The organism is Geodermatophilus sp. DSM 45219, assembly GCF_900104025.1.
In the GTDB taxonomy this organism is placed as follows: Bacteria; Actinomycetota; Actinomycetes; order Mycobacteriales; family Geodermatophilaceae; genus Geodermatophilus.
The window spans coordinates 823,158-842,731 of the sequence record NZ_FNIQ01000001.1; the positions used below are offsets into that span (position 1 = coordinate 823,158).

The following is a 19,574-nucleotide window of genomic DNA, read 5'->3' on the forward strand; positions in this document are numbered from 1 at the left end:
ACGGGCTCGTTGCCGGCGTTCCCGGCGCGTCGTCCCGTGTCGCCCGCAACGAGCCCATGATCACCTCGGAGTCGCGGGCGGGCGGGTGGTCGCGGGGTCGCCGGCGACGCGTCAGGGACGCCAGCCGCGGCTGATCAGCGCCCGCCTCGTGCGCTCGACCACGACGACCGGGCCGCCCAGGTGCCGCGCGGCGAAGCGGAGGACCAGCCACCCGTCGGCGGCCATCAGCGAGTAGCGGTCGACGTCGCGGCCGAACTGGCCGGGGCCTGCGTGCTGGCGCCCGTCGTACTCCAGCGCCACCTCCCACTCCGGGTAGCCGAGGTCGGCGTGCACGACCGCGCGCCCCCACCGGTCGCACACCGGCACCTGCACCTGCGGGTCGGGCAGGTCGCTGGTCACCAGCCAGTGGCGGACGAGGCTCTCCGGCCGGGAGGCCGCCCGCCCGTCGAGCCGCGGGGCGCACTCACGGGCCCGGACGACGCCCCGCACACGGTCGGCGCGCTCCAGCCGCCGGGCGAGTGATCCGGCGTCCATCTCCCCCGCGCGCAGCAGTGCGTCGCCGACCGCGACGAGTTCCGCGGGCGGCAGCCGGGCGGCGAGGTCGAGGAACGTCTGAGGGCCGGACGTCAGCGGCAGCCCGCCGGTCACCACGACGTCCTCTTCCGCCAACAGCCGCTCGTGGACAGTGACCCCGGCCCGCCGGGGCAGCTGCCGCCGGGAGGGGACGACGACGTGGACGGTCGGCGGCTCGTCGATCGGCGCGCCGTACAGCCGCGCCGCCGTCCCCAGCCCGAAGGCGACGTCACCGGGGAGGACCAGCCGCCAGGCGCGGCAGCGGGTGGTCAGCTCGGGCTCGACGGCGGAGGAGAGGTACAGGCCGCGCCCCATGCGGACGCCGTCCTGAGCGATCTGCCGGCGGGTCGCGCCGAGATCGCGCGCCCCGGTCCAGGTGTAGGCGGTGCCCAGCTCGATGTCCGTCACACCGACACCGTCGGGGTCGGTCGGCCGCGGTGGCGCCGGCGGCAGGGACGTGTGGACGGGCCGCACCGCTGTGGACGCCACCCCCTCCGCCGTGATCATGGGGTTCGTGCCCACCCGGACGGCGTGTCGTCGCGTGTCTCGTGCAACAACCCCATGATCACGGCCGAGAGGGAGGGGAAGGTCGGGAGGGGTGGGGGACGGCGCCGGGCGGCGGATCGGCGGGGTGGCACCCACCTCCGGGGGTGCCCGTAGGGGTCAAACCGGTGCCGGATGGTCGGACCCTCGGTCGATACTGGCCGGGTGGGCGGACCGCACCTGGAGTTCCTCGGCCACTCGACGGTGCGCGTCGAGCTGGCCGGGCACACGGTGCTGACCGACCCGGTGCTCACCCCCCGCGTCGGGCCGCTGCAGCGCGTGGTCCCCGTCCCCGCGTCCGAGGCGTACGCCGGCGTCGACCTCGTGCTGATCAGCCACCTGCACGGAGACCACCTGCACCTGCCCTCGCTGCGGCTGCTCCGTCCCGGCACGCGCGTCGTCGTCCCCCGCGGGGCCGGGGCGTGGCTGCGCTCGCGCGGGTTCGGCAACGTGACCGAGGTGCTGCCCGGGGAGGCGGTGACCCACGGCGCGCTGCGGGTCACCGCCGTCCCGGCCGCGCACTCCGGGCACCGCTGGGGTCCGCGCCTGACGCACGGCCCGGACACCCCTGCCGTCGGTCACCTGGTCCAGGGCGGCGGGTGCACCGTGTACGCCGCCGGCGACACCGGACTGACCGACGCCATGTCCCTGCTCGGCGGGCGCGGGGTCGACGTCGCGCTGCTGCCGGTGTGGGGCTGGGGGCTCACGCTCGGCCCCGGCCACCTCGACCCGGCGGGCGCGGCCGAGGCGGCGGCGCGGCTGCGGGCGCGGGTCGCCGTCCCGGTGCACTGGGGCACGCTCGCGCTGCCGGGTGTCGCGAGGCGCCCGCTGATGCGCCGGCTGCTCACCGAGCCACCCCACGAGTTCGCGGCCGCGGTCGCCGGCCGCGGCCTGCCCACGGCGGTGCCGGTCGCCGAGCCCGGGCAGCCGGTCATGCTCCCCGCCGACGTGGGGACGACGTCGTGAGCGCCGGCGCGCTCGCGGCCGGGTGGACCGACGGCTCGTCGATCGGCTACCCGGTGCTGTTCGGCGGCGTGCTGCTCGGCTCGGTCGTGCCCGTCGTCCCGACCGGCGCCGTCGTGGGCGCCGGTGCGGCGTTCGCCGTCACCGCCCACGAGCTCGACCTCGCGCTGGTCATCGCGGTGGCCACCCTCGGCGCCTGGCTCGGCGACCTGGTCACCTTCGCGATCTGCCGGTTCGGCGGGCCCTCGGCGGTCCGCTGGGTCGCCCGCGGTCAGCACGCCGACCGGATCGAGGAGGTCCGCGACCAGTTCCACCGGCACGGCTGGCAGATCGTCGTCGTCGGCCGGTTGCTGCCCGCCGGCCGCATCCCGGTGCTGCTGGCCGCCGGCGCGCTGGCCTACCCCTGGCGGCGGCTGCTGCCGGCGTCCCTGCTCGCCGCGTTCCTCTGGGCGGTCGCCTACGCCGCGTTGGGCGTGCTCAGCGGCGGCATCTTCGACTCCCCGCTGGTCGCCGTCCTGCTGGCGACCGTGCTGGTGCTGCTCGTGGGCGCGGTGCTGAACCTGGTCGGCGCGCACCGCCGGCGCACCCCTGACCCGGAGCCCGAGCGCGACGCCTCGGCCTGCGGCCCGGCATGACCGCTCCTCCCGGGCGGGTGCTCCAGCGGGGCCGGACGCCGGCGCGCGTCCTGCTCACCTGGGCGGCCAGCACCGCGGCGCTCGTCGTCCTCGACCGCTGGCTCGGCGCCTTCGCGATGCCCTCGTGGTGGCAGCCACCGCTCATCGCGCTGCTGCTCGGCCTGCTCACCGGGGTGGTGTGGCCGCTGGTCATGCGGGTCGCGCTGCCGCTGGCCTTCTTCACCCTGGGCCTGGGCAGCTTCCTGCTGCTGGGCGCGGCGGTGCTCGGCCTGTCCTTCCTCGTCCCCGGCGTCGTCATCGCCGACCTGCGCACCGCCGTCGTCGTCGGGGTCACCATGGCCGGCGTCTCCGGGCTGGTCAGCAGCGTGCTGGCCCTCGACGAGGACGAGCTGTTCTTCCGCCGCGTCCGCCGGCGGGCCCGGGGGACGGCGGACGGCGAGCCGCGCCCGCCCGGCGTGCTGTTCCTGCAGATCGACGCGCTCTCCCACGACACCGCGCGGCGCGCCGTCCGCGACGGGTCGATGCCCAACCTCGCCGCCTGGCTGCGCTCGGGCAGCCACGTGCTGACCTCCTGGCACACCGACTGGAGCTCGCAGACCGGCGCCTCGGTCTGCGGCATCCTGCACGGGTCCAACGCCGACATCCCCGGTTTCCGCTGGTACGACAAGGAGCGCGACCGGATCGTCCGGGTCTCCTCGCCCACCGACGCCGCCGGGATCGAGCGGGCGCACTCCGACGGCCGCGGGCTGCTGTCCGGCGGCGGGGCCAGCCGCGGCAACCTGTTCACCGGCGACGCGACGCACGTCAGCCTCACGATGAGCTCGCTGGCACACGTCGTCCCGGCCGCCAGCCGCCGGGCCCGGCAGCGCCGGGACCGGGCCGGCGCCGGCTACTACGCCTACTTCGCCAACCCGGTGAACGCGCTGCGCACCATCGCGGTCTCCCTCGTCGACGTCCAGCGCGAGCTGGTCGCGGCGGCCCGGGAGCGCCGCGACGACGTCCGGCCGCGGGTGTCACGCGGCGGCATCTACCCGCTGGCCCGTCCGGGGACGACGGTGATCTCCCGCGACGTCGTCGTCTTCGCGCTGCTCGAGGACATGCTGGCCGGCCGGCCGGTGGCCTACGCGGACTTCCTCGGCTACGACGAGGCCGCCCACCACGGCGGGCTGGAGCGGGCCGACAGCCTCGCCGTGCTGCACAGCATCGACCAGCAGATCGGCCGGCTGCACCGCGCCGCCCAGCTGGCGCCGCGCGAGTACCACCTGGTCTGCCTCTCCGACCACGGGCAGACCCAGGGCGAGTCGTTCGCCACCCGCTTCGGGGAGACCGTCGAGCAGCTCGTCGGCCGGTTGTGCGGTGCGACGGGCGAGCTGCCGGAGCGGCACCTGACCGGCCCCAGGGACAGCCGGCGGCTCACCGAGGGCTGGCAGGTCGGGGCGGCGCTGGCCGAGGGCGGCGGGCCGATCGCCCGCCGGCTGCGGGAGCGGGGGGAACGCGCCGAGGGGGTGCCGCACGCGCACGAGCTGCCCACCGACCGGGAGGGCCGGGTGCCGCGGGTGGCCCCCGGCGTGGTGGTCGCCGTCTCCGGCCACACCGCGATGGTCTCCTTCGCCGACCTCCCCGGCCGGGTGTCGCTGGAGGAGATCGAGCGGCACTGGCCGGCCCTGCTGCCCGGGCTGGTCGACCACGACGGCGTCGGCTTCCTGCTCGTGCACTCCGAGGAGCACGGTCCGGTGGCGCTCGGTCGCGACGGGCTGCACCGCCTGGCGTCGGGCGCGGTGATCGGCGAGGACCCGCTGCTCCCCTACGGCCCGCACGCCGCCGGCCTGGTGGCCCGGGGTTCGACGTTCCCGCACTGCGCGGACGTCGTCGTCAACAGCCGCTACGACCCGGTCACCGACGAGGCCTCGGCGTTCGAGCCGCACGTCGGCTCGCACGGCGGCCTGGGTGGGCCGCAGCAGCACGCCTTCCTGCTGCACCCGCGCTCGTTCCGGCCGCCGGGCGAGATCGTGGGTGCCGAGCACCTGCACCGGGTCCTGCGCGGGTGGCTGACCGATCTCGGTCACCCCGAGCCGGCGGCGGACGACGCGACCGTGGGTGCACTCAGCGTGACAGCACGACGCCGCTCCGACGTCCCGGCGTGACCAGGGGCAGCACGGCGGATGACGACCGAGTGAACTGAGTCGCGCGCCGTGGCGCGCCGGTGATCACCTCCCCGACAGTGGGCGGATGCGACCCGACGCGCGCGCCTGGTTCGAGCACCGCACCACCTCGGCTCCCTCGCTCGACGCGCTGGACCTCGATGCGCTGCTGCGCGCCAAGCTCCGCGGGCAGCACCGGGTCAGCGTCGTCCTGCCCGCCCGCGACGAGGAGGCGACGGTCGGCCGGCTCGTCGGCGAGCTGCACGAGCGCTGGGTGCGGCGGACCCCGCTGGTCGACGAGCTGCTGGTGGTCGACTCCGACTCCACCGACGCGACGGCCGCGGTGGCCCGCGCCGCGGGGGCCGACGTCGTCGCCGCTGCCGACGTGCTCCCCTGCCACGGCAGCCGCCCCGGCAAGGGCGAGGCGCTCTGGAAGTCGCTGGCCGCGACCACCGGCGACCTCGTCGTCTTCCTCGACGCCGACCTGCTCGGGGACGTCACGCACTTCGTGCCCGGCCTGCTCGCCCCGCTGCTCGCCGATCCCCAGGTCGACTACGTCAAGGGCTGCTACACCCGCCCGCTCGAGTACGCGGGCGGGGCCGTCCCGGCGGGCGGCGGGCGGGTCACCGAGCTGACCGCGCGGCCGCTGCTCAACGCCCTGTGGCCGGAGCTCGCCGGGTTCGTGCAGCCGCTGGGCGGGGAGTACGCGGGGCGGCGGTCGGCGCTGGAGCGGGTGCCGTTCGTCTCCGGCTACGGCGTGGAGGTCGGGCTGCTGGTCGACCTGCTGGAGCACTCGGGCCTGGCCGGGCTGGCCCAGGTGGACCTCGGCGTCCGCCGGCACACCTCCCAGGACCAGGAGGCGCTGGGCCGGATGGCGGGGCAGGTGGTCTCCACGGTGCTGGCCCGCGCGGGCCGCGGCCAGGCCGGCGGTCTGCTCACCCAGTTCCGCCACGACGGCGCCGGCTTCGTCCCGCACAGCACCGCGGTGGCGGTCGACGAGCGGCCGCCGATGGCGACGGTGCCGGAGTACCGCGCCCGGCTGGGGGACGCCGTCGTCGGGTGACGCCGCCGGGAGCATCGCAGCGAGCGACCGAGCCGACAGCGAGTGAGCATCGCAGCGAGCGAGGAGCGGACCGGGGGCGGAACCCGGCCCGGGGACATCGTCGGGTGACGCCGCCGGGAGCATCGCAGCGAGTTCGCGCACGTGCGCCCTCGGTTGCGGGCGGTCACGGGTCGCGGACGCTGAGAAACGCAGGGGAGCCGAAACCCCCCGTTGTCGTGCATCCTGACGCCCGACGGGGACCACGTGCCGGCATCGCGGTCGGCACCCGACCTGTGGGAGACACGTGCGCCCTGACGTCCGACGCTGGCTCCAGCACCGCACCTTCACCGCCGAGACGTGGGCGGCACCCGACCTGGCCAGCGTCAAACACACCCATGGCTCCACCGTCAGCGTGGTGCTCCCGGCACTCGACGAGGAGCGCACCGTCGGCACGATCGTCGCCACGATCCGCGAGGCCCTGGTCGAGGGCTGCCCGCTGGTCGACGAGGTCGTCGTCGTCGACAGCGGCTCCGGCGACCGGACCGCGGAGGTCGCGGCCGCCGCCGGCGCCCGGGTGGTCTCCGCCGACGCGGTGCTCCCCCGCCACGGCAGCCGGCCGGGCAAGGGCGAGGCGCTGTGGAAGTCACTGCACGCCACCAGCGGCGACCTGCTGGTGTTCGTCGACTCCGACCTCATCGGCTTCGACCCGCAGTTCGTCGTCGGCCTGCTCGGACCGCTGCTCACCGACCCCACCGTCGGCTACGTCAAGGCCCTCTACGACCGGCCGCTGACCACCACCGACGGCATCGTGCCTTCGGGCGGCGGCCGGGTCACCGAGCTGCTCGCCCGCCCGCTGCTCAACGCCTTCTGGCCCGAACTGGCCGGCTTCGTCCAGCCGCTGTCCGGCGAGTACGCCGGCCGCCGCGAGCTGCTCGAGCAGGTGCCGTTCGTCTCCGGCTACGGCGTGGAGCTGGGCCTGCTGGTCGACCTCGTGGCCCTGGCCGGCCTGGACGCGCTGGCCCAGGTCGACCTCGGCACCCGGCAGCACACCCACCAGGCCGACGCCGCGCTGGGCCGCATGGCCGGGCAGATCCTGCAGACGGCGCTGGCCCGCCGGCCCGGCGGGGCGAAGCCGGACAGCGAGCTGCTGCAGTTCCTGCGCACCGCCGACGGCCTCGAGGGGGTCAGCTGGGACGTCGGGGTGGTGGAACGCCCGCCGATGCGGACGGTCCGGGCCGCCGGGCGCCGCCGGGGGATCCGGTCGTGAAGATCCTGATGGACGCCGGGCCGTGGCTGCCGGTCCCCCCGCCGGGCTACGGCGGCCTGGAGAACGTCGTGGCGACGCTGACCGCCGAGCTGCGCGCCCGCGGGCACGCCGTCGTCCTGGCCTCCGTCGGCGACTCGACGCTGCCGGTCGACGGCCTGGTCAGCGCCTTCCCCAGCGGCCGGTTCGAGCAGCTCGGCGGGCCCTACCCGCAGGTGGTCGGCACCGCGCACGCCCACGAGCAGGTCGTGTTGTCGACCCTCGCCGAGCACGCCCTGGCCGGCGAGCCCTTCGACCTCGTGCACAGCCACGTCGAGGTGGTCGGCCCGGCACTGCTCGCCGGCCTGGGGGACGCGGCGCCGCCGACCCTGGCCACGCTGCACTGGGACACCGGCCGCAACGCCGACTTCTGGTCCTCCTTCGACGGCCGGGGCCGGGTCTGGTTCGCCGGCGTCTCCGACACCCAGGTGGCGCAGGCGCCGCCGCGACTGCGCGAGCAGGTGGCCGGCGTCGTCCCGCTGTCGGTCCCGGTCGACGGCCCGCCGCCGGTGCCGCGGACGGACCGGTCCGGCTCGGTGCTGGTCCTGGCCCGGCTGTGCGAGCCCAAGGGCATCGACACCGCGCTGCGCGCCTGCCGCGCCGCGGGGGTGCCGCTGGTGCTCGCCGGGCCGGTCGGCGGCCTGCCCGACCGGGAGTCGCTGGAGCAGGCGCTCGGCACCCCCGGCCACCCCGCCCGGTCGCACCCCGACGTCTCCTGGTTCCTGGAACACGTCGACCCGCACCTCGACGGCGTGCACGCGCGCTGGATCGGCAGCGTCGGCGGCGCGGCGAAGGAGGAGCTGCTGCGCACCTCCCGCGCCGTCCTGTTCCCCATCCGCTGGGAGGAGCCGGGCGGCACGGCGGTGTGCGAGGCCCTGGCCGCCGGGACGCCGGTGGTCGCCATGGCCCGCGGCTGCCTGCCCTCCCTGGTGGACGACGGCCGGACCGGCCTGCTGGCCACCGACGAGGAGGGGTTCACCGCGGCGCTGGGCCGGATCGGCGAGATCGACCCGGAGGACTGCGCCGCCGAGGCCCGCCGCCGGTTCGCCCCCGCGGTGATGGCCGACGGCTACGAACGGCTCTACGCCACGACGCTGGACCGCGCCCGCACGCGCGGACGGCTGCCGTTCCCCCGCGGCCAGCGCGCGCTGCGCTGACCGGACCTCAGGGCCGCACGGCCGCGCCCGTCCGGGCCGACTCGGCGATCGCCACCGCCACCCGGTGGGTGCGCAGCGCCTCGGCGTGGTCGACCAGCCCCTCGGCGGGCGCGCCACCGGCGAGCAGGTCGACGAACGCGCGGTCGACCGCGGTGCGCGCGTCGACCTGCGGCTCGCGGCGGTCGGCGCCGGCCGCGGTCGTGACGGTCAGCCAGGTCTCGGTGAGCTCGACCGCCGCCCCGTCGCACACCACGTCCAGACCGGCCCGCAGCTTGCCGGGCAGCGAGCACGCGGCGCTCACCGTGCCGACCGCACCGGAGTCGAAGGTGAGCAGCGCGGCGGTCGCGTCGTCGACGTCGCGCCCCTCGGCGGTGGACGGTGCGGCGGTCGCGCGCACCTCGACGACCTCGCCGGCCAGCAGCCGCGCCAGGTCCAGGACGTGGGTGAGCTGCTCGACGACCTGCCCGCCCGACCGCTCCCGGCGCGACCACCAGGCCGGCGGCGGGACCTTGTCCAGCCAGGTGGCGCCGACCAGCCGGGGCCGGTGCGCGGCGACGACCTCCCGGGCGGCGGCCACGGTGTCCAGGTGCCGCCAGTGGTACCCGGTCGCCGTGGGCAGCCCGGCCGCCGCGACGGCGCGCGACACCTCCTCGGCCACCTCCACCCCGTTGGCCAGCGGCTTCTCCACGAAGAACGGCAGACCGGCCCGGACGGCGGCCAGCTCCAGCTCGCCGTGGGCGAAGGGCGGGACGCACAGCCACACGGCGTCCAGCCGCTGGGCGAGCAGCCGGTCGACGTCGTCGAGGGCGGGCACCCCCAGCTCCGCGGCGAGCGCGTCGGCCGCGCCGGGGACGACGTCGGCGACCCCGGCGAGCTCCACGTCGGGGAAACCGGCCAGCGTCCGGGCGTGCCGGGCCCCGACGCCGCCCGCGCCGACGAGGCCGACGCGGACACGGGGAGCGGTGCTGCCGGGTTCACCCATGCGGACGTCCTGCCCCGCCCGCCGACGGCGCAACCGCAGGTGGGAGCAGGGGCGGCCGCAGGAACCCCTCCCGCAGCGTCCGCGCCGGCGGTGCGGCCGGACGGCGCCACGCCGGCGCGCCGGCGGCCCGCGGTGTCCCACCTCGACGTCACCGACCTGCCCGTTCCCGTCGAGACGTGGGGACGCGCCGTGCTGGACGACCGACACGGGCGCACAATGGGCCGGTGACGCGGGGCATCCCGACCCTGCGTACGGAGCGGAGTTAGCCTAACACCGTGAGTGAGGTAATCGACCGGCGCGCCCGGAAGAAGGCGCAGACCCGGACACTCATCCGGGAGACCGCGCAGGCCCTGTTCGCCGAGCGCGGGTTCGAGGCGGTCACCATCGCCGACATCGCGGCGGCCGCGGACGTCGCCGTCCAGACGGTCTTCAACCACTTCCCGACGAAGGAGGACCTCTTCTTCGACGGGCACACCCCGTGGGTCGAGGCCCCCGCGGACGCGGTGCGCACCCGCGCCCCGGGGACGCCTCCGCTCGAGGCCCTGCACGCCTATCTCGTCGAGCGGGTCGCCGCGCACGTCCGGCAGCTGTCGACGCCGGAGGGCCGGGCCTTCGCCGCGACGCTGGAGGCCTCGCCCGCCCTGCGCGCACGCGAGCGGGAGTTGCACCACCAGGCCGTGACCCGGCTGGCCGACGCGCTCATGGAGGCCTGGACCGGTGGGGGCGGCGCGCCGACCGTCCCGGCCGACCCGCACACCGCCGCGTCGGTCACCGCCGCGATCTGGCTGGCCGCCGTCCGGACGCTGATCGTCCAGCACCGGGGCGTCCTGAGCGGGTCGACCGGCCTGCCGGCCGACACCGAGGAAGGCGTCGCCCTGGCCTGCTCGGTGGCCGACCAGGTGTTCACCGGCCTCGGCTCGGCACTGACGTCGTCGACGCCCGGCGGGTTGCGCCCCACCGGCTGACGGTCAGACCGAGGCGTTCTCCTGGTCCGGCGCGACGAGCGGGAGCAGCACCTCGTCGAGCACCCGCACCACCTCCTCGCGGGACATGGCGCCCCGGTCGGATGTGTAGCGCTGCCACCAGAAGGCCTCGATGACCGAGCCGAGCAGCGCCAGCCGCACCGCCGGGACCTCCTGGCCCCGGTCGGCCGCCCGGGCGCCGATCGTCGCGATGGCCTCGGCGAGGGGACGGACGAGGGCGGCGTCCAGCCCGGCGCGGAGGTCCTCGTCGTGCCGCGCGGCGCCGACCAGGCTGGCGGCGGCGCGTTCCTCGCGGTCCAGGGGCCGGCGCCACCGGTCCAGGAGCGCGGCGAGGTCGTCGCGCAGCGAGCCCTGGTCCGGCGGGACGCGGACGAGCGTGAAGCCGCCCACGGCCGAGCGGGCCATCGCCGCCATCGTGGGCCAGCGACGGTAGATGCCGGCCTTGCCGGCCCGGGCGCGGGCGGCGACGCGGTCGCTGTTGAGCTTGCCCCAGCCCTCGTCGGCGAGGATGTCGACGGCGACGGAGAGGAGCTGCTCGGACAGTTCGGCGCTCAGCGGGCGCCCCGGCGTGCCGCTCACGCCGGGACCTGTGGAATGTGGGTCACGGTGCACATGGTGACGCGCAACTGGAACCACCACAACGATGACACCGGAACGTCTCGCGATTTTCAGCGATGTGATGTTCCGGAAACAAGCTGGTCCGCGCGGCCGCCGGCTCCCGGGTCAGGCCCCGGCCGCGCTCTCCACCTGCACCTGGAGGCCGGCGCCGTCGTCGACCAGCCGCCCCGCACCCGCCGCCTCGGCGACCACGCTGTCCCAGCGCTGCGCCCAGTCGCCGGTCCCGGCCTGCGGCTCGGCCGCCGCCCGGAGCGCGGCCACGTCCAGGACACCGGTCTGGTCGTCCTCCAGCCGGCCCAGGCCCGCCTCCCGCAGCGCCTCGTCGGCCTCCTCGTCGGTCACCGCCCCCAGTGCCAGGTGCAGCCGGGTCAGGTCGTCGACGTCGACCACCCGCACCTCGGGCACCTCGTCGGCGCCACCCACCACCTCGACGATCACCAGGAGGACCTCCTTCTCCCCAACACCCGTAGGAGGACCCCGTCCTCCTCACCGCTCGCCGGCTCGTGGCGAGCCTTTGGACGGGGCCGGCCCTGGAGGGGGCCGCGTCGCCGGACCTGCGGTACCTCAGACGTGCCGTGCCCACACACGTCTTGCGCCCCGGCCCTGCTCCTCGCCCACTGCGGTGCCCACCGCGGCGTCACACGTGCCAGGGAAAACGCGAGAAGTCCGGGTCGCGCTTCTCCAGGAACGCGTCCCGGCCCTCGACGGCCTCCTCGGCCATGTACGCCAGCCGGGTCGTCTCCCCGGCGAAGAGCTGCTGGCCGACCAGCCCGTCGTCGATCAGGTTGAACGAGTACTTGAGCATCCGCTGGGCGGTCGGGCTCTTGGCCACGATCCGCCGTCCCCAGTCCAGGGCCGTGCGCTCCAGCTCGGCGTGCGGCACCACCCGGTTGACCATGCCCATGCGGTGGGCGTCCTCGGCGGAGTACTCGTCCCCGAGGAAGAAGATCTCCCGGGCGTGCTTCTGGCCCACCTGGCGGGCGAGGTAGGCCGACCCGAAGCCACCGTCGAAGCTGCCGACGTCCGCGTCGGTCTGCTTGAAGCGCGCGTGCTCCGCGGAGGCCAGCGTGAGGTCGGCGACGACGTGCAGGCTGTGCCCGCCGCCGGCGGCCCACCCGGGGACGACGCAGACGACGACCTTGGGCATGAAGCGGATGAGCCGCTGCGCCTCCAGCACGTGCAGCCGGCCGCTGCTGCGCCCCTGGTCGTGCTCGTAGCCGTACCTCCCCCGCACCCGCTGGTCGCCGCCGGAGCAGAAGGCCCAGCCGCCGTCCTTCGGGCTGGGGCCGTTGCCCGTGAGGAGGACGCACCCGACGTCGGTCGAGAGCCGCGCGTGCTCCAGGGCGGTGATCAGCTCGTCGACGGTCTGCGGCCGGAAGGCGTTGCGGACCTCGGGCCGGTCGAACGCGATGCGGACGATCCCGGCGTCGACGGCACGGTGGTAGGTGATGTCGGCGAAGTCGAAGCCCTCGACCGGCTGCCACGCCGCGCTGTCGAAGATCTCGGAGACGTCGTCGCGGGCGGTCATGGACCGAACCTAGCGCCGCTCCCCGCCGGTCACGGCAGGAGGCCGCCGACCACCCCGCCGACGCCGCCGACGACGTCCTCGACACCGTCGGTGACCTCGCCGACCGGTTCGCACGCACAGTCGTCCTCGGGTGCCGGGGCACCGCCGCCGTCCGGCGCGGGAGGGCTGCCGGCACCGCCGCCCGGCGCAGGGGCGCCACCGCCGCCCGGCGCGGGAGCACTGCCGCCGGGGGCCGGGGCGCTGCCGCCCCCGCCGGTCGAGCCGCCGCCCCCCGGCGAGCCGCCGGTACCGCCCGTCGTCGAGCCGCCGGTACCGCTCGTCGAGCCGCCGGTCGCGGCACCCTGGCCGCCCGCCGGCCGGCCGGCCGCGGTGCCGCCACTCCCCTGCCCGGCCGGTGCCGCGCCGCCCCCGGAGGTGGTGCCGCCCCCGCCGCCGGGGCCGGCACCCGCGGAGCCGCCCGGCGCGACGGCGGCCGGCTGGTCGCCCGCGGGGACCACACCGGCGCCCGGGGCCGCCGGGTCGCCGGTGACCGGGGTGCCCGGGACCGCCGGCGCGCCACCGGGTCCGCCGGCCGGCACCCCGACCCGGGTCTGCGTCGCGGCGGCCGCGGGGACCTGCGGCGGCTGCCGGGCGGCCGGGCCGATGCCCTCGTCGCCGGTGTCGGCGGGGATGTCCGTGGCCGCGTCCGGGACGCGCGCGCCGCTGCCGGTGGGAGCGGGCGCGACGGCGATCATCAGCAGCGCCGCGGCGCCGAGGAGGCCCGCCAGGAGGAACAGTGCCAGGGGCGCCCGGGCGCGCAGCGCCTCCGGGAGCACAGTGGCCCGGGTCCGCCGCGGGGAGTCGGGGCCGGCGGCGAGGTGGCGGGGGCGGGCGGACAGGGCCGACTCCTCGAGCGGTGGGAACGGGGCGGTACACAAGGTAGGCGTCCCCGCACGCTGCGGCACGTCGAGCGCCGGACGCCGTCCCGGCCGCCCGGGTACCGTCGCCGGGGTGTCCGGGGCGCCCGCCGTGCGAGTCGGCACCGTGAACGTCGCCTCGGGCCGCAGCGCGGCAGGGCCCGTCCTCGGCGCCGCGGGGCTGGCGGAGGCCGTGGCCGGCCTGGACGTCGACGTGCTCGCCGTCCAGGAGGTCGACGCCGGGCAGCCGCGCTCGCACGGGACCGACCAGGCCGCCGTCCTGGCCGCGGGGCTCGGCGCCGTCGACTGGCGCGGCGCCGCGACCGTCGCCGGCACGCCCGACCCGTTCCGCAACTGGTCGCCGGCCGGGCCGCTGCTGCGCGGCCCCCGGACCCCGGGCGACGGCCCGCTCTACGGGATCGCGCTGCTCAGCCGGCTGCCGGTGCTGGAGTGGTCGGTGCTCGACCTGGGCACCGGCCGGGCGAGGCTGCCGGTCCAGGGCCCCGACCCGCGCACCGGCCGGCTGCGCTGGTGGTGGTTCCCCGACGAGCCGCGGGCCGCCGTCGCCGCCCGGCTGGGGCCGCTGACCGTCGTCGCCACCCACCTGTCGTTCGCCCCGCACACCGCCGTCCGCCAGCTGCTGCGGCTGCGCCGGTGGATCGCCGGGATGGCCGGGCCGGTCCTGCTGGCCGGCGACCTGAACCTGCCCGGCGGCGTACCCGCCCGGCTGCTGGGGGCGACCCCGCTGGTGCGCGAGCCGAGCTTCCCGGCGTCCGGCCCGCGGGTGCAGCTGGACCACCTACTGGCGGTCGGCGACGGGCTGCGCGGGCGCGACGCGGCGGCCACCGTGCTCCCGGTCGGTGACCACCGGGCGCTCACCGTGACGGTGACCCCGGCGTAGGTCAGGCGGAGAGCAGGTCGGACAGGCGGTACAGCGACGCCTCGAAGCCCGGGTGCAGCGGCAGCGACACGAGGTCGTCGAGCGCCACCCAGGCCACGCCCTCGCTCTCGCCGTCCAGCCGCAGGTCCCCGGGCTCGATGCCGCGCAGCGGGCGGGCCAGCACCGTGGTGTACGACCAGCCGCCGTGGTCGTCGACGGAGGTCGCGCCGAGCTCGAGGTCCCGCGGCAACAGCCCCAGCTCCTCCTGCACCTCGCGCAGCGCACCGTGCTCGGGACTCTCCCCCGCGTGCAGGGCGCCACCCGGCGTCCCCCAGGTGCCGCCGTGGTGCGACCAGGTCGCCCGCTGCTGCAGCAGCAGCTCCGGGCCGTCTAGGCCGGCGCGGTGCACGAGCAGCCCGGCCGCGCCGACCCGTCCCCAGTGCCGGTGGCCGAGCGCGCAGGTCACCCAGCCGTCGGTCGGAGAGAGCACGCGCTCCAGTGAACCCCGTCCGGGGTGCCGGCGCCGCCGTGCCAGGCTCGGTGTCGTGCGCGTCGCCGTCTTCACCGGGTCCCAGAGCGGACCGCCGTCCCACCGGACCGCTGCCATCCGGCTCGCCGCCGGGCTCGCCCGTGCCGGGGTGGGCATCGTCTACGGCGGCGGGCGCGCCGGGATGATGGGCGTGGTCGCCGACGCCGCCCTGGCCGCCGGCGGTTCCGTCGTCGGCGTCATCCCGCAGCACCTGGTGGACGACGAGCTGGCGCACACCGGGCTGCCGCAGCTCGAGGTGGTCCAGTCGATGCACGAGCGCAAGGCGCGGATGGCCGAGCTCGCCGACGCCTTCGTCGCCCTGCCGGGGGCCGCCGGCACCCTCGAGGAACTGTTCGAGGCATGGACCTGGGGGATGCTCGGCCTGCACGCCAAGCCGGTCGTGCTGGCCGACGTCGACGGGTTCTGGCAGCCGCTGCTGGACCAGCTGCGCCGCATGGTGGACGACGGCTACCTCGACGGCCGCCGGCTGGACGCGCTGGGCGTGGTGACCGACGCCGACGAGCTGGTCGCCTTCGTCGAGCGCTACGAGCACCCGGCCCGCAAGTGGGCGCCCACCCCGCCCTGAACCGCCAATGTCGCGACAAAGGCAGCGACGGGCAGGCGGCGGGACCCTGCAGGGGGCCGTAGCGTCGGGCGGGTGGAGCGCTGGGACGTCGTCGTCGTCGGGGGCGGCCCGGCCGGATCCGCCGCCGCGCTGGCCGCGGGGCGCGGCGGCGCGCGCGTGCTGGTGCTCGACCGCGCGGACTTCCCCCGCGACAAGGTCTGCGGCGACGGCATCGCCCCGGAGGCCCTCGACGTGCTGGCCGGCCTCGGGGTCGACCCGGACGCGCTGGTCGCCGGCTACCCGCCGGTCCCCCGGCTGTCGCTGCGGTCCCCGGGTGGGGCGGTCGTGGAGCGCGACACGCACCGGCCGTCGTCCGTCGTCCCCCGGGCGGTCTTCGACGCCCGGCTGCTGGCCGCGGCACGCGCGCAGGGGGCCGAGCTGCGCCGGCGGACCGTGCGCACCGTGGTCGCCGACGACGACGGCGTGACCGTCGACGGGGAGCTGCGGGCGGGCGTGCTGGTCGGTGCGGACGGCGCGGAGTCCGTCGTCCGCCGGGCCCTGGGGCTCGGGTCCAACCGCCCGGACCGACTGGCGGTGGCCATCCGCGGCTACGCGCCCGCGCTGCCCGGGCAGGGCGCCACCCAGGTGCTGGTGACCACCGAGCAGCGCTGGCCGGCCTACGCGTGGTCCTTCCCGCTGGGCGACGGGCGGGCCAACGTCGGTTACGGCGAGCTGGTCTCGGGCGGGGCGACCCGCGCCGCGCTGGTCGAGGGGCTGCAGCGGCTGCTGCCCGGGGTGGCACCGGAGGAGCTGCGCGCGCACCGGCTGCCGCTGTCGACCGGCCGCCCGCGGCTGCCCGACGGCCGGGTGCTGCTCGCGGGGGACGCCGCGTCGCTGGTCAACCCGCTGACCGGCGAGGGCATCTTCTACGCCGTCCTCTCCGGCGCGCTGGCCGGCGGGGCGTGGTCCGCCGGCGCCGGAGCGGGCGCCGGGTACCGCGACGCGCTGCGGCAGCGGCTGGGCGCGCACCTGCGGGGCACCCGCGCGGCCTCCGAGCTCTCCCGCTGGCCCCGGCTGATGGACGCCACCGTCCGCGCCGCGGCGGCCGACCAGCGGGTCTTCGACGAGGTCGTGGCGCTCGGGCTGGCCGAGGGCCGGCTCACCGGGCGCACCCTGGCCGCGGCGGCCCGCCGGCTGGCCGCCGCGCGCTGAGGCGCCCGCCGTCCCTCAGGGTGCTCTCGCGCGCGGAAGGCAACCCCGGGGACGGCGGGCTGACCTGCGGACACCTCGCTACGGTGGCTCCCGACCCGGCTGCGAGGAGACCCCGGATGACCGTCCGCATCGCCGTGCTCGACGACTACCAGGGCGTGGCGCTGCGCCACGGCCGCTGGGCGGACCTGCCCGGGGACACCGAGGTCACACCGCTGCGCGAGCACGTCCCCGACCCCGGGCGGCTGGTGGAGCTGCTCCGCGGCCACCAGGTCGTCGTCGCGATGCGCGAGCGCACCCCGCTCCCGCGCGCGGTCCTCGAGCAGCTGCCCGAGCTGCGGCTGCTGGTGACCACCGGCATGCAGAACGCGTCGATCGACATGGCCGCGGCCGCCGGGCTCGGCATCACCGTCTGCGGCACGCAGAGCGACTCGTCGGGGCCGGCCGAGCTCACCTGGGGGCTGGTCCTCGCGCTGGCCCGGCACGTCGTCCCCGAGGACGCCGCGACGCGCGCGGGCCGCTGGCAGCAGACGGTCGGCACCGGGCTGCGCGGCCGCACCCTGGGCCTGGTCGGCCTGGGCCGGATCGGCGGGCTGGTCGGGCAGGTGGGGGTCGCCTTCGGCATGCGGGTGCTGGCGTGGAGCCAGAACCTGACCCCCGAGCGGGCGGCGGAGGTGGGCGCGGAGGCGGTGAGCAAGGAACGGCTGCTCGCCGAGTCCGACGTCGTCTCGCTGCACCTGCGGCTCAGCGACCGCTCGCGCGGGATCGTCGGCGCGGCCGAGCTGGCTGCGATGAAGCCCACCGCGGTGCTGGTCAACACCAGCCGCGGCCCGCTCGTGGACGAGGCGGCGCTCGTCCGCGCGCTCCACGACGGCACCATCGCCGGCGCGGGACTGGACGTCTACGACGACGAGCCGGTGCGGCCCGGGGCGGCGATCCTCTCGGCGCCCAACACCGTCCTGACCCCGCACCTCGGCTACGTCACCGACTCGACCTACGACGTCTTCTACGGCCAGGCGGTCGAGGACGTCGCCGGGTTCCTCACCGGTGCGCCGGTGCGGGTGCTCGCCGCGCCGGAGCGGCCCCGGTAGCTCAGTCGCAGCGGGCCGACATGCCGCCGTCCACCACCAGCTCGGTGCCGGTGACGAAGCGGGCCTCGTCGGAGGCGAGGAACAGCGCCGCCGCGGCGGTGTCCCGGCCGTCGCCCATGAAGCCGAGCGGGATGCGGGCCTGCCGCTGGGCCAGCAGCGCCTCGACGTCCCCGCCCGCGCGCTGACCGGCCAGCCGGGCCTCGACCATCGGCGTGTGCAGCTGGCCCGGGACGACGGTGTTCGCCCGGATGCCGTCGGGGGCGTGGTGCACCGCGACCGCGCGGGTGAAGGCGATGACCCCCGCCTTGGACGCCGAGTAGGCCACCTGCGCGGCACCGGTCCACCGGATGCCCGACGTCGACGACGTGTTGACGATCGCGCCGCGGCCGGCCTGCACCATGAACGGCAGGACCGCCTTGCAGGTGAGGAACGTGCTGGTCAGGTTGACGTCCAGCTGCTCGTGCCACAGCTGCTCGGTCATCTCCACCGCCCCGCCGGCCCGCGAGCCGCCGACGTTGTTGAGCAGCACGTCCGGGGTGCCGAGCTCCTCGGTGCAGGCCCGCACCATGGCCGCGACCGCCTCGGCATCGGTCACGTCGCAGATGTGCGGGACCGCCGTCCCGCCCCGCTGCGCCACCTCGTCCAGCGTCTCCGCCAGCGAGGCCTCGTCGCGGTTGACCGCGAAGACCCGGGCGCCCTCCTCGGCGAAGCGCACCGCGGCGGCGCGGCCGTTGCCCCACCCGGGTCCGACGCTGCCCGCGCCGGTCACGATCGCCACCTTGCCGGCCAGTCGTCCCGACCCGCGCGCTCCACCGTCCATGAGCAAGACCATACTCAACATCCTGTAGGAAATGCCTCGTCGAGAGGACCGACCGGATGTGCGCACCCCATGCCGGTCGCCGGGCGCTTCGACTGGTCCTCCTCGCCGGGGTCGTCGCCGGGGTGGCGGTGGCACTGGAGCGGGCCGGGCTCCCCTCGCCGCACCTGTTCGCCGGGCTCCTCGTCGGGCTGGCCCACGCCCTCCTCGCCAGGGACGAGCTCCGCACGCCCGCGTGGCTGGGCACGGCGGCACAGGCGGTCATCGGCGTCGTCATGGGCGTCCTCGTGCAACCGGACACCCTCGCGACCCTGGCCGGCTACTGGCTGCCGATCACGCTGATCACCCTCGCCACCCTGCTGCTCACCGTGCTGGCCGGGCTGCTGCTCGCCCGGTTCGCGCCGGTCGACCGGACCACCGCGACCTTCGGCATGATCGCCGGCGGGGCCGCCGGCATCGTCGCCGTGAGCGACGAGCTGGGCGCCGACGGGCGACTGGTGGCCGTGCTGCAGTACCTCCGCGTGCTGCTGATCGTGGTCCTGATGCCCCTGGCGGTGGTCGTGCTCTTCGACGGCAGCGGCGAGCAGGGGACGCTGGCCGCGGGCGGCTCGGCGCCGTGGCCGCTGGCGACCCTCGTCGTGGTCGCGGTCGCCGCGGTCGGCGCGCTGCTCGGGCGGCTGGCCCACCTGCCGGCACCGAGCCTGCTGGGCCCACTGGTCGTCACCGCCGTGCTGGCCGCCTTCGACGTCCCCCTGCTCGAGGGCGTGCCCGGGCCGATCACCGCGGCGGCGTTCGCCGTGGTCGGCGCCCAGGTGGGGCTGCGGTTCACGCCCGGCACCCTCCGGACCCTGCGCCGGGTCCTCCCGGCCGGCCTGGCCCTGATCGTCGGGCTGATCGTGGGAAGCGGCGGGCTGGGCGTGCTGCTCAGCGAGCTGACCGGCCTGAGCCCGCTCGACGGCTACCTCGCGACCACGCCCGGCGGGATCTTCGTCGTCCTCGCCGTGGCGACCGGGTCGGGGGCCGACGGCACCGTCGTGCTCGCGGTGCAGGTGCTCCGCATGCTGGTCATGCTGCTGGCCGGACCACCCCTGGCGCGCCTGCTGCGGAACCGCTGAGGCC

Annotated in this window: 20 protein-coding genes; 12 read left to right on the forward strand and 8 right to left on the reverse strand. The window is 76.8% G+C overall.

Annotated features, from left to right (window positions below; all coding sequences use genetic code 11):
• Nucleotides 1-111 precede the first annotated feature (111 nt).
• A complete protein-coding gene (locus BLR12_RS04005; protein ID WP_091374363.1) occupies nt 112-981 on the reverse strand; it encodes a hypothetical protein in 870 nt (289 codons plus the stop codon).
• A 300-nt stretch (nt 982-1,281) separates the two neighbouring features.
• On the opposite strand from BLR12_RS04005, the gene BLR12_RS04010 reads away from it, so the two are divergent.
• The 6 genes from BLR12_RS04010 to BLR12_RS04035 all read left to right on the forward strand — a co-directional run bounded on the left by BLR12_RS04010 (nt 1,282) and on the right by BLR12_RS04035 (nt 8,357).
• Nucleotides 1,282-2,082 (forward strand): MBL fold metallo-hydrolase, encoded by an 801-nt coding sequence (locus BLR12_RS04010; RefSeq protein ID WP_091373673.1) that lies wholly within the window; start codon nt 1,282-1,284, stop codon nt 2,080-2,082.
• A complete protein-coding gene (locus tag BLR12_RS04015) occupies nt 2,079-2,714 on the forward strand; it encodes a DedA family protein (protein ID WP_091373676.1) in 636 nt (211 codons plus the stop codon). The genes BLR12_RS04010 and BLR12_RS04015 overlap by 4 nt, the downstream gene beginning before the upstream one ends.
• Nucleotides 2,711-4,858, forward strand: a complete 2,148-nt coding sequence (locus tag BLR12_RS04020) for a phage holin family protein (RefSeq protein WP_091373679.1) — start codon at nt 2,711-2,713, stop codon at nt 4,856-4,858. The genes BLR12_RS04015 and BLR12_RS04020 overlap by 4 nt, the downstream gene beginning before the upstream one ends.
• 85 nt (nt 4,859-4,943) lie before the next feature.
• Nucleotides 4,944-5,918: a glucosyl-3-phosphoglycerate synthase gene (locus BLR12_RS04025; protein ID WP_091373682.1), complete on the forward strand. Its 975-nt coding sequence runs from the start codon at nt 4,944-4,946 to the stop codon at nt 5,916-5,918.
• Nucleotides 5,919-6,201: 283 nt separating this feature from the next.
• A complete protein-coding gene (locus tag BLR12_RS04030; protein WP_091373685.1) occupies nt 6,202-7,164 on the forward strand; it encodes a glucosyl-3-phosphoglycerate synthase in 963 nt (320 codons plus the stop codon).
• Entirely contained in the window at nt 7,161-8,357 is a 1,197-nt protein-coding gene (locus tag BLR12_RS04035) for a glycosyltransferase (protein WP_091373687.1), read from the forward strand. Before BLR12_RS04030 ends, BLR12_RS04035 begins: the two co-directional genes overlap by 4 nt.
• Nucleotides 8,358-8,364: 7 nt before the next feature.
• Here the strand turns inward: BLR12_RS04035 and BLR12_RS04040 are convergent, their stop codons facing one another.
• The gene (locus tag BLR12_RS04040) at nt 8,365-9,339 is read right to left on the reverse strand and encodes a Gfo/Idh/MocA family protein (RefSeq protein ID WP_091373690.1); all 975 of its coding nucleotides are present in this window, start codon (nt 9,337-9,339) and stop codon (nt 8,365-8,367) included.
• 275 nt (nt 9,340-9,614) lie between these two features.
• Here BLR12_RS04040 and BLR12_RS04045 point away from each other — a divergent pair, with 275 nt between their 5' ends.
• On the forward strand, nt 9,615-10,304 hold the full coding sequence (locus BLR12_RS04045) for a TetR/AcrR family transcriptional regulator (protein WP_091373693.1): 690 nt from the start codon (nt 9,615-9,617) through the stop codon (nt 10,302-10,304).
• Between the two features lie 3 nt (nt 10,305-10,307).
• Here BLR12_RS04045 and BLR12_RS04050 read toward each other — a convergent pair whose 3' ends face one another.
• From BLR12_RS04050 to BLR12_RS24275, 4 genes are all read right to left on the reverse strand, one after another.
• Nucleotides 10,308-10,901 carry a TetR-like C-terminal domain-containing protein gene (locus BLR12_RS04050; protein WP_091373696.1) on the reverse strand — a complete coding sequence of 198 codons (594 nt, stop codon included), beginning with the start codon at nt 10,899-10,901 and terminating at the stop codon, nt 10,308-10,310.
• A gap of 144 nt (nt 10,902-11,045) precedes the next feature.
• Nucleotides 11,046-11,378 (reverse strand): hypothetical protein, encoded by a 333-nt coding sequence (locus BLR12_RS04055; RefSeq protein ID WP_091373699.1) that lies wholly within the window; start codon nt 11,376-11,378, stop codon nt 11,046-11,048.
• A gap of 199 nt (nt 11,379-11,577) precedes the next feature.
• Complete coding sequence (locus BLR12_RS04060) at nt 11,578-12,468, reverse strand: 1,4-dihydroxy-2-naphthoyl-CoA synthase (protein ID WP_091373702.1); 891 nt, start codon at nt 12,466-12,468, stop codon at nt 11,578-11,580.
• A 29-nt stretch (nt 12,469-12,497) separates the two neighbouring features.
• Nucleotides 12,498-13,385 carry a hypothetical protein gene (locus BLR12_RS24275; RefSeq protein WP_176832329.1) on the reverse strand — a complete coding sequence of 296 codons (888 nt, stop codon included), beginning with the start codon at nt 13,383-13,385 and terminating at the stop codon, nt 12,498-12,500.
• A 73-nt stretch (nt 13,386-13,458) separates the two neighbouring features.
• Between BLR12_RS24275 and BLR12_RS04065 the strand changes: the two genes are divergently transcribed.
• Nucleotides 13,459-14,265: an endonuclease/exonuclease/phosphatase family protein gene (locus BLR12_RS04065; RefSeq protein ID WP_255363273.1), complete on the forward strand. Its 807-nt coding sequence runs from the start codon at nt 13,459-13,461 to the stop codon at nt 14,263-14,265.
• 1 nt (nt 14,266) lies between these two features.
• Here the strand turns inward: BLR12_RS04065 and BLR12_RS04070 are convergent, their stop codons facing one another.
• A complete protein-coding gene (locus tag BLR12_RS04070) occupies nt 14,267-14,734 on the reverse strand; it encodes an NUDIX domain-containing protein (RefSeq protein WP_091373704.1) in 468 nt (155 codons plus the stop codon).
• Between the two features lie 55 nt (nt 14,735-14,789).
• Between BLR12_RS04070 and BLR12_RS04075 the strand changes: the two genes are divergently transcribed.
• The 3 genes from BLR12_RS04075 to BLR12_RS04085 all read left to right on the forward strand — a co-directional run bounded on the left by BLR12_RS04075 (nt 14,790) and on the right by BLR12_RS04085 (nt 17,638).
• Nucleotides 14,790-15,359, forward strand: a complete 570-nt coding sequence (locus BLR12_RS04075) for an LOG family protein (protein ID WP_091373707.1) — start codon at nt 14,790-14,792, stop codon at nt 15,357-15,359.
• Nucleotides 15,360-15,431: 72 nt separating this feature from the next.
• Nucleotides 15,432-16,550 carry an NAD(P)/FAD-dependent oxidoreductase gene (locus tag BLR12_RS04080; protein ID WP_091373710.1) on the forward strand — a complete coding sequence of 373 codons (1,119 nt, stop codon included), beginning with the start codon at nt 15,432-15,434 and terminating at the stop codon, nt 16,548-16,550.
• A 116-nt stretch (nt 16,551-16,666) separates the two neighbouring features.
• Nucleotides 16,667-17,638, forward strand: coding sequence for a D-2-hydroxyacid dehydrogenase family protein (locus tag BLR12_RS04085; RefSeq protein WP_091373712.1), 972 nt, complete (start codon nt 16,667-16,669; stop codon nt 17,636-17,638).
• Nucleotide 17,639: 1 nt separating this feature from the next.
• On the opposite strand, the gene BLR12_RS04090 is transcribed toward BLR12_RS04085, so the two are convergent.
• Entirely contained in the window at nt 17,640-18,458 is an 819-nt protein-coding gene (locus BLR12_RS04090) for an SDR family NAD(P)-dependent oxidoreductase (RefSeq protein ID WP_091374368.1), read from the reverse strand.
• A 56-nt stretch (nt 18,459-18,514) separates the two neighbouring features.
• Here BLR12_RS04090 and BLR12_RS04095 point away from each other — a divergent pair, with 56 nt between their 5' ends.
• Nucleotides 18,515-19,570 (forward strand): AbrB family transcriptional regulator, encoded by a 1,056-nt coding sequence (locus BLR12_RS04095; protein WP_091373715.1) that lies wholly within the window; start codon nt 18,515-18,517, stop codon nt 19,568-19,570.
• Nucleotides 19,571-19,574 lie beyond the last annotated feature (4 nt).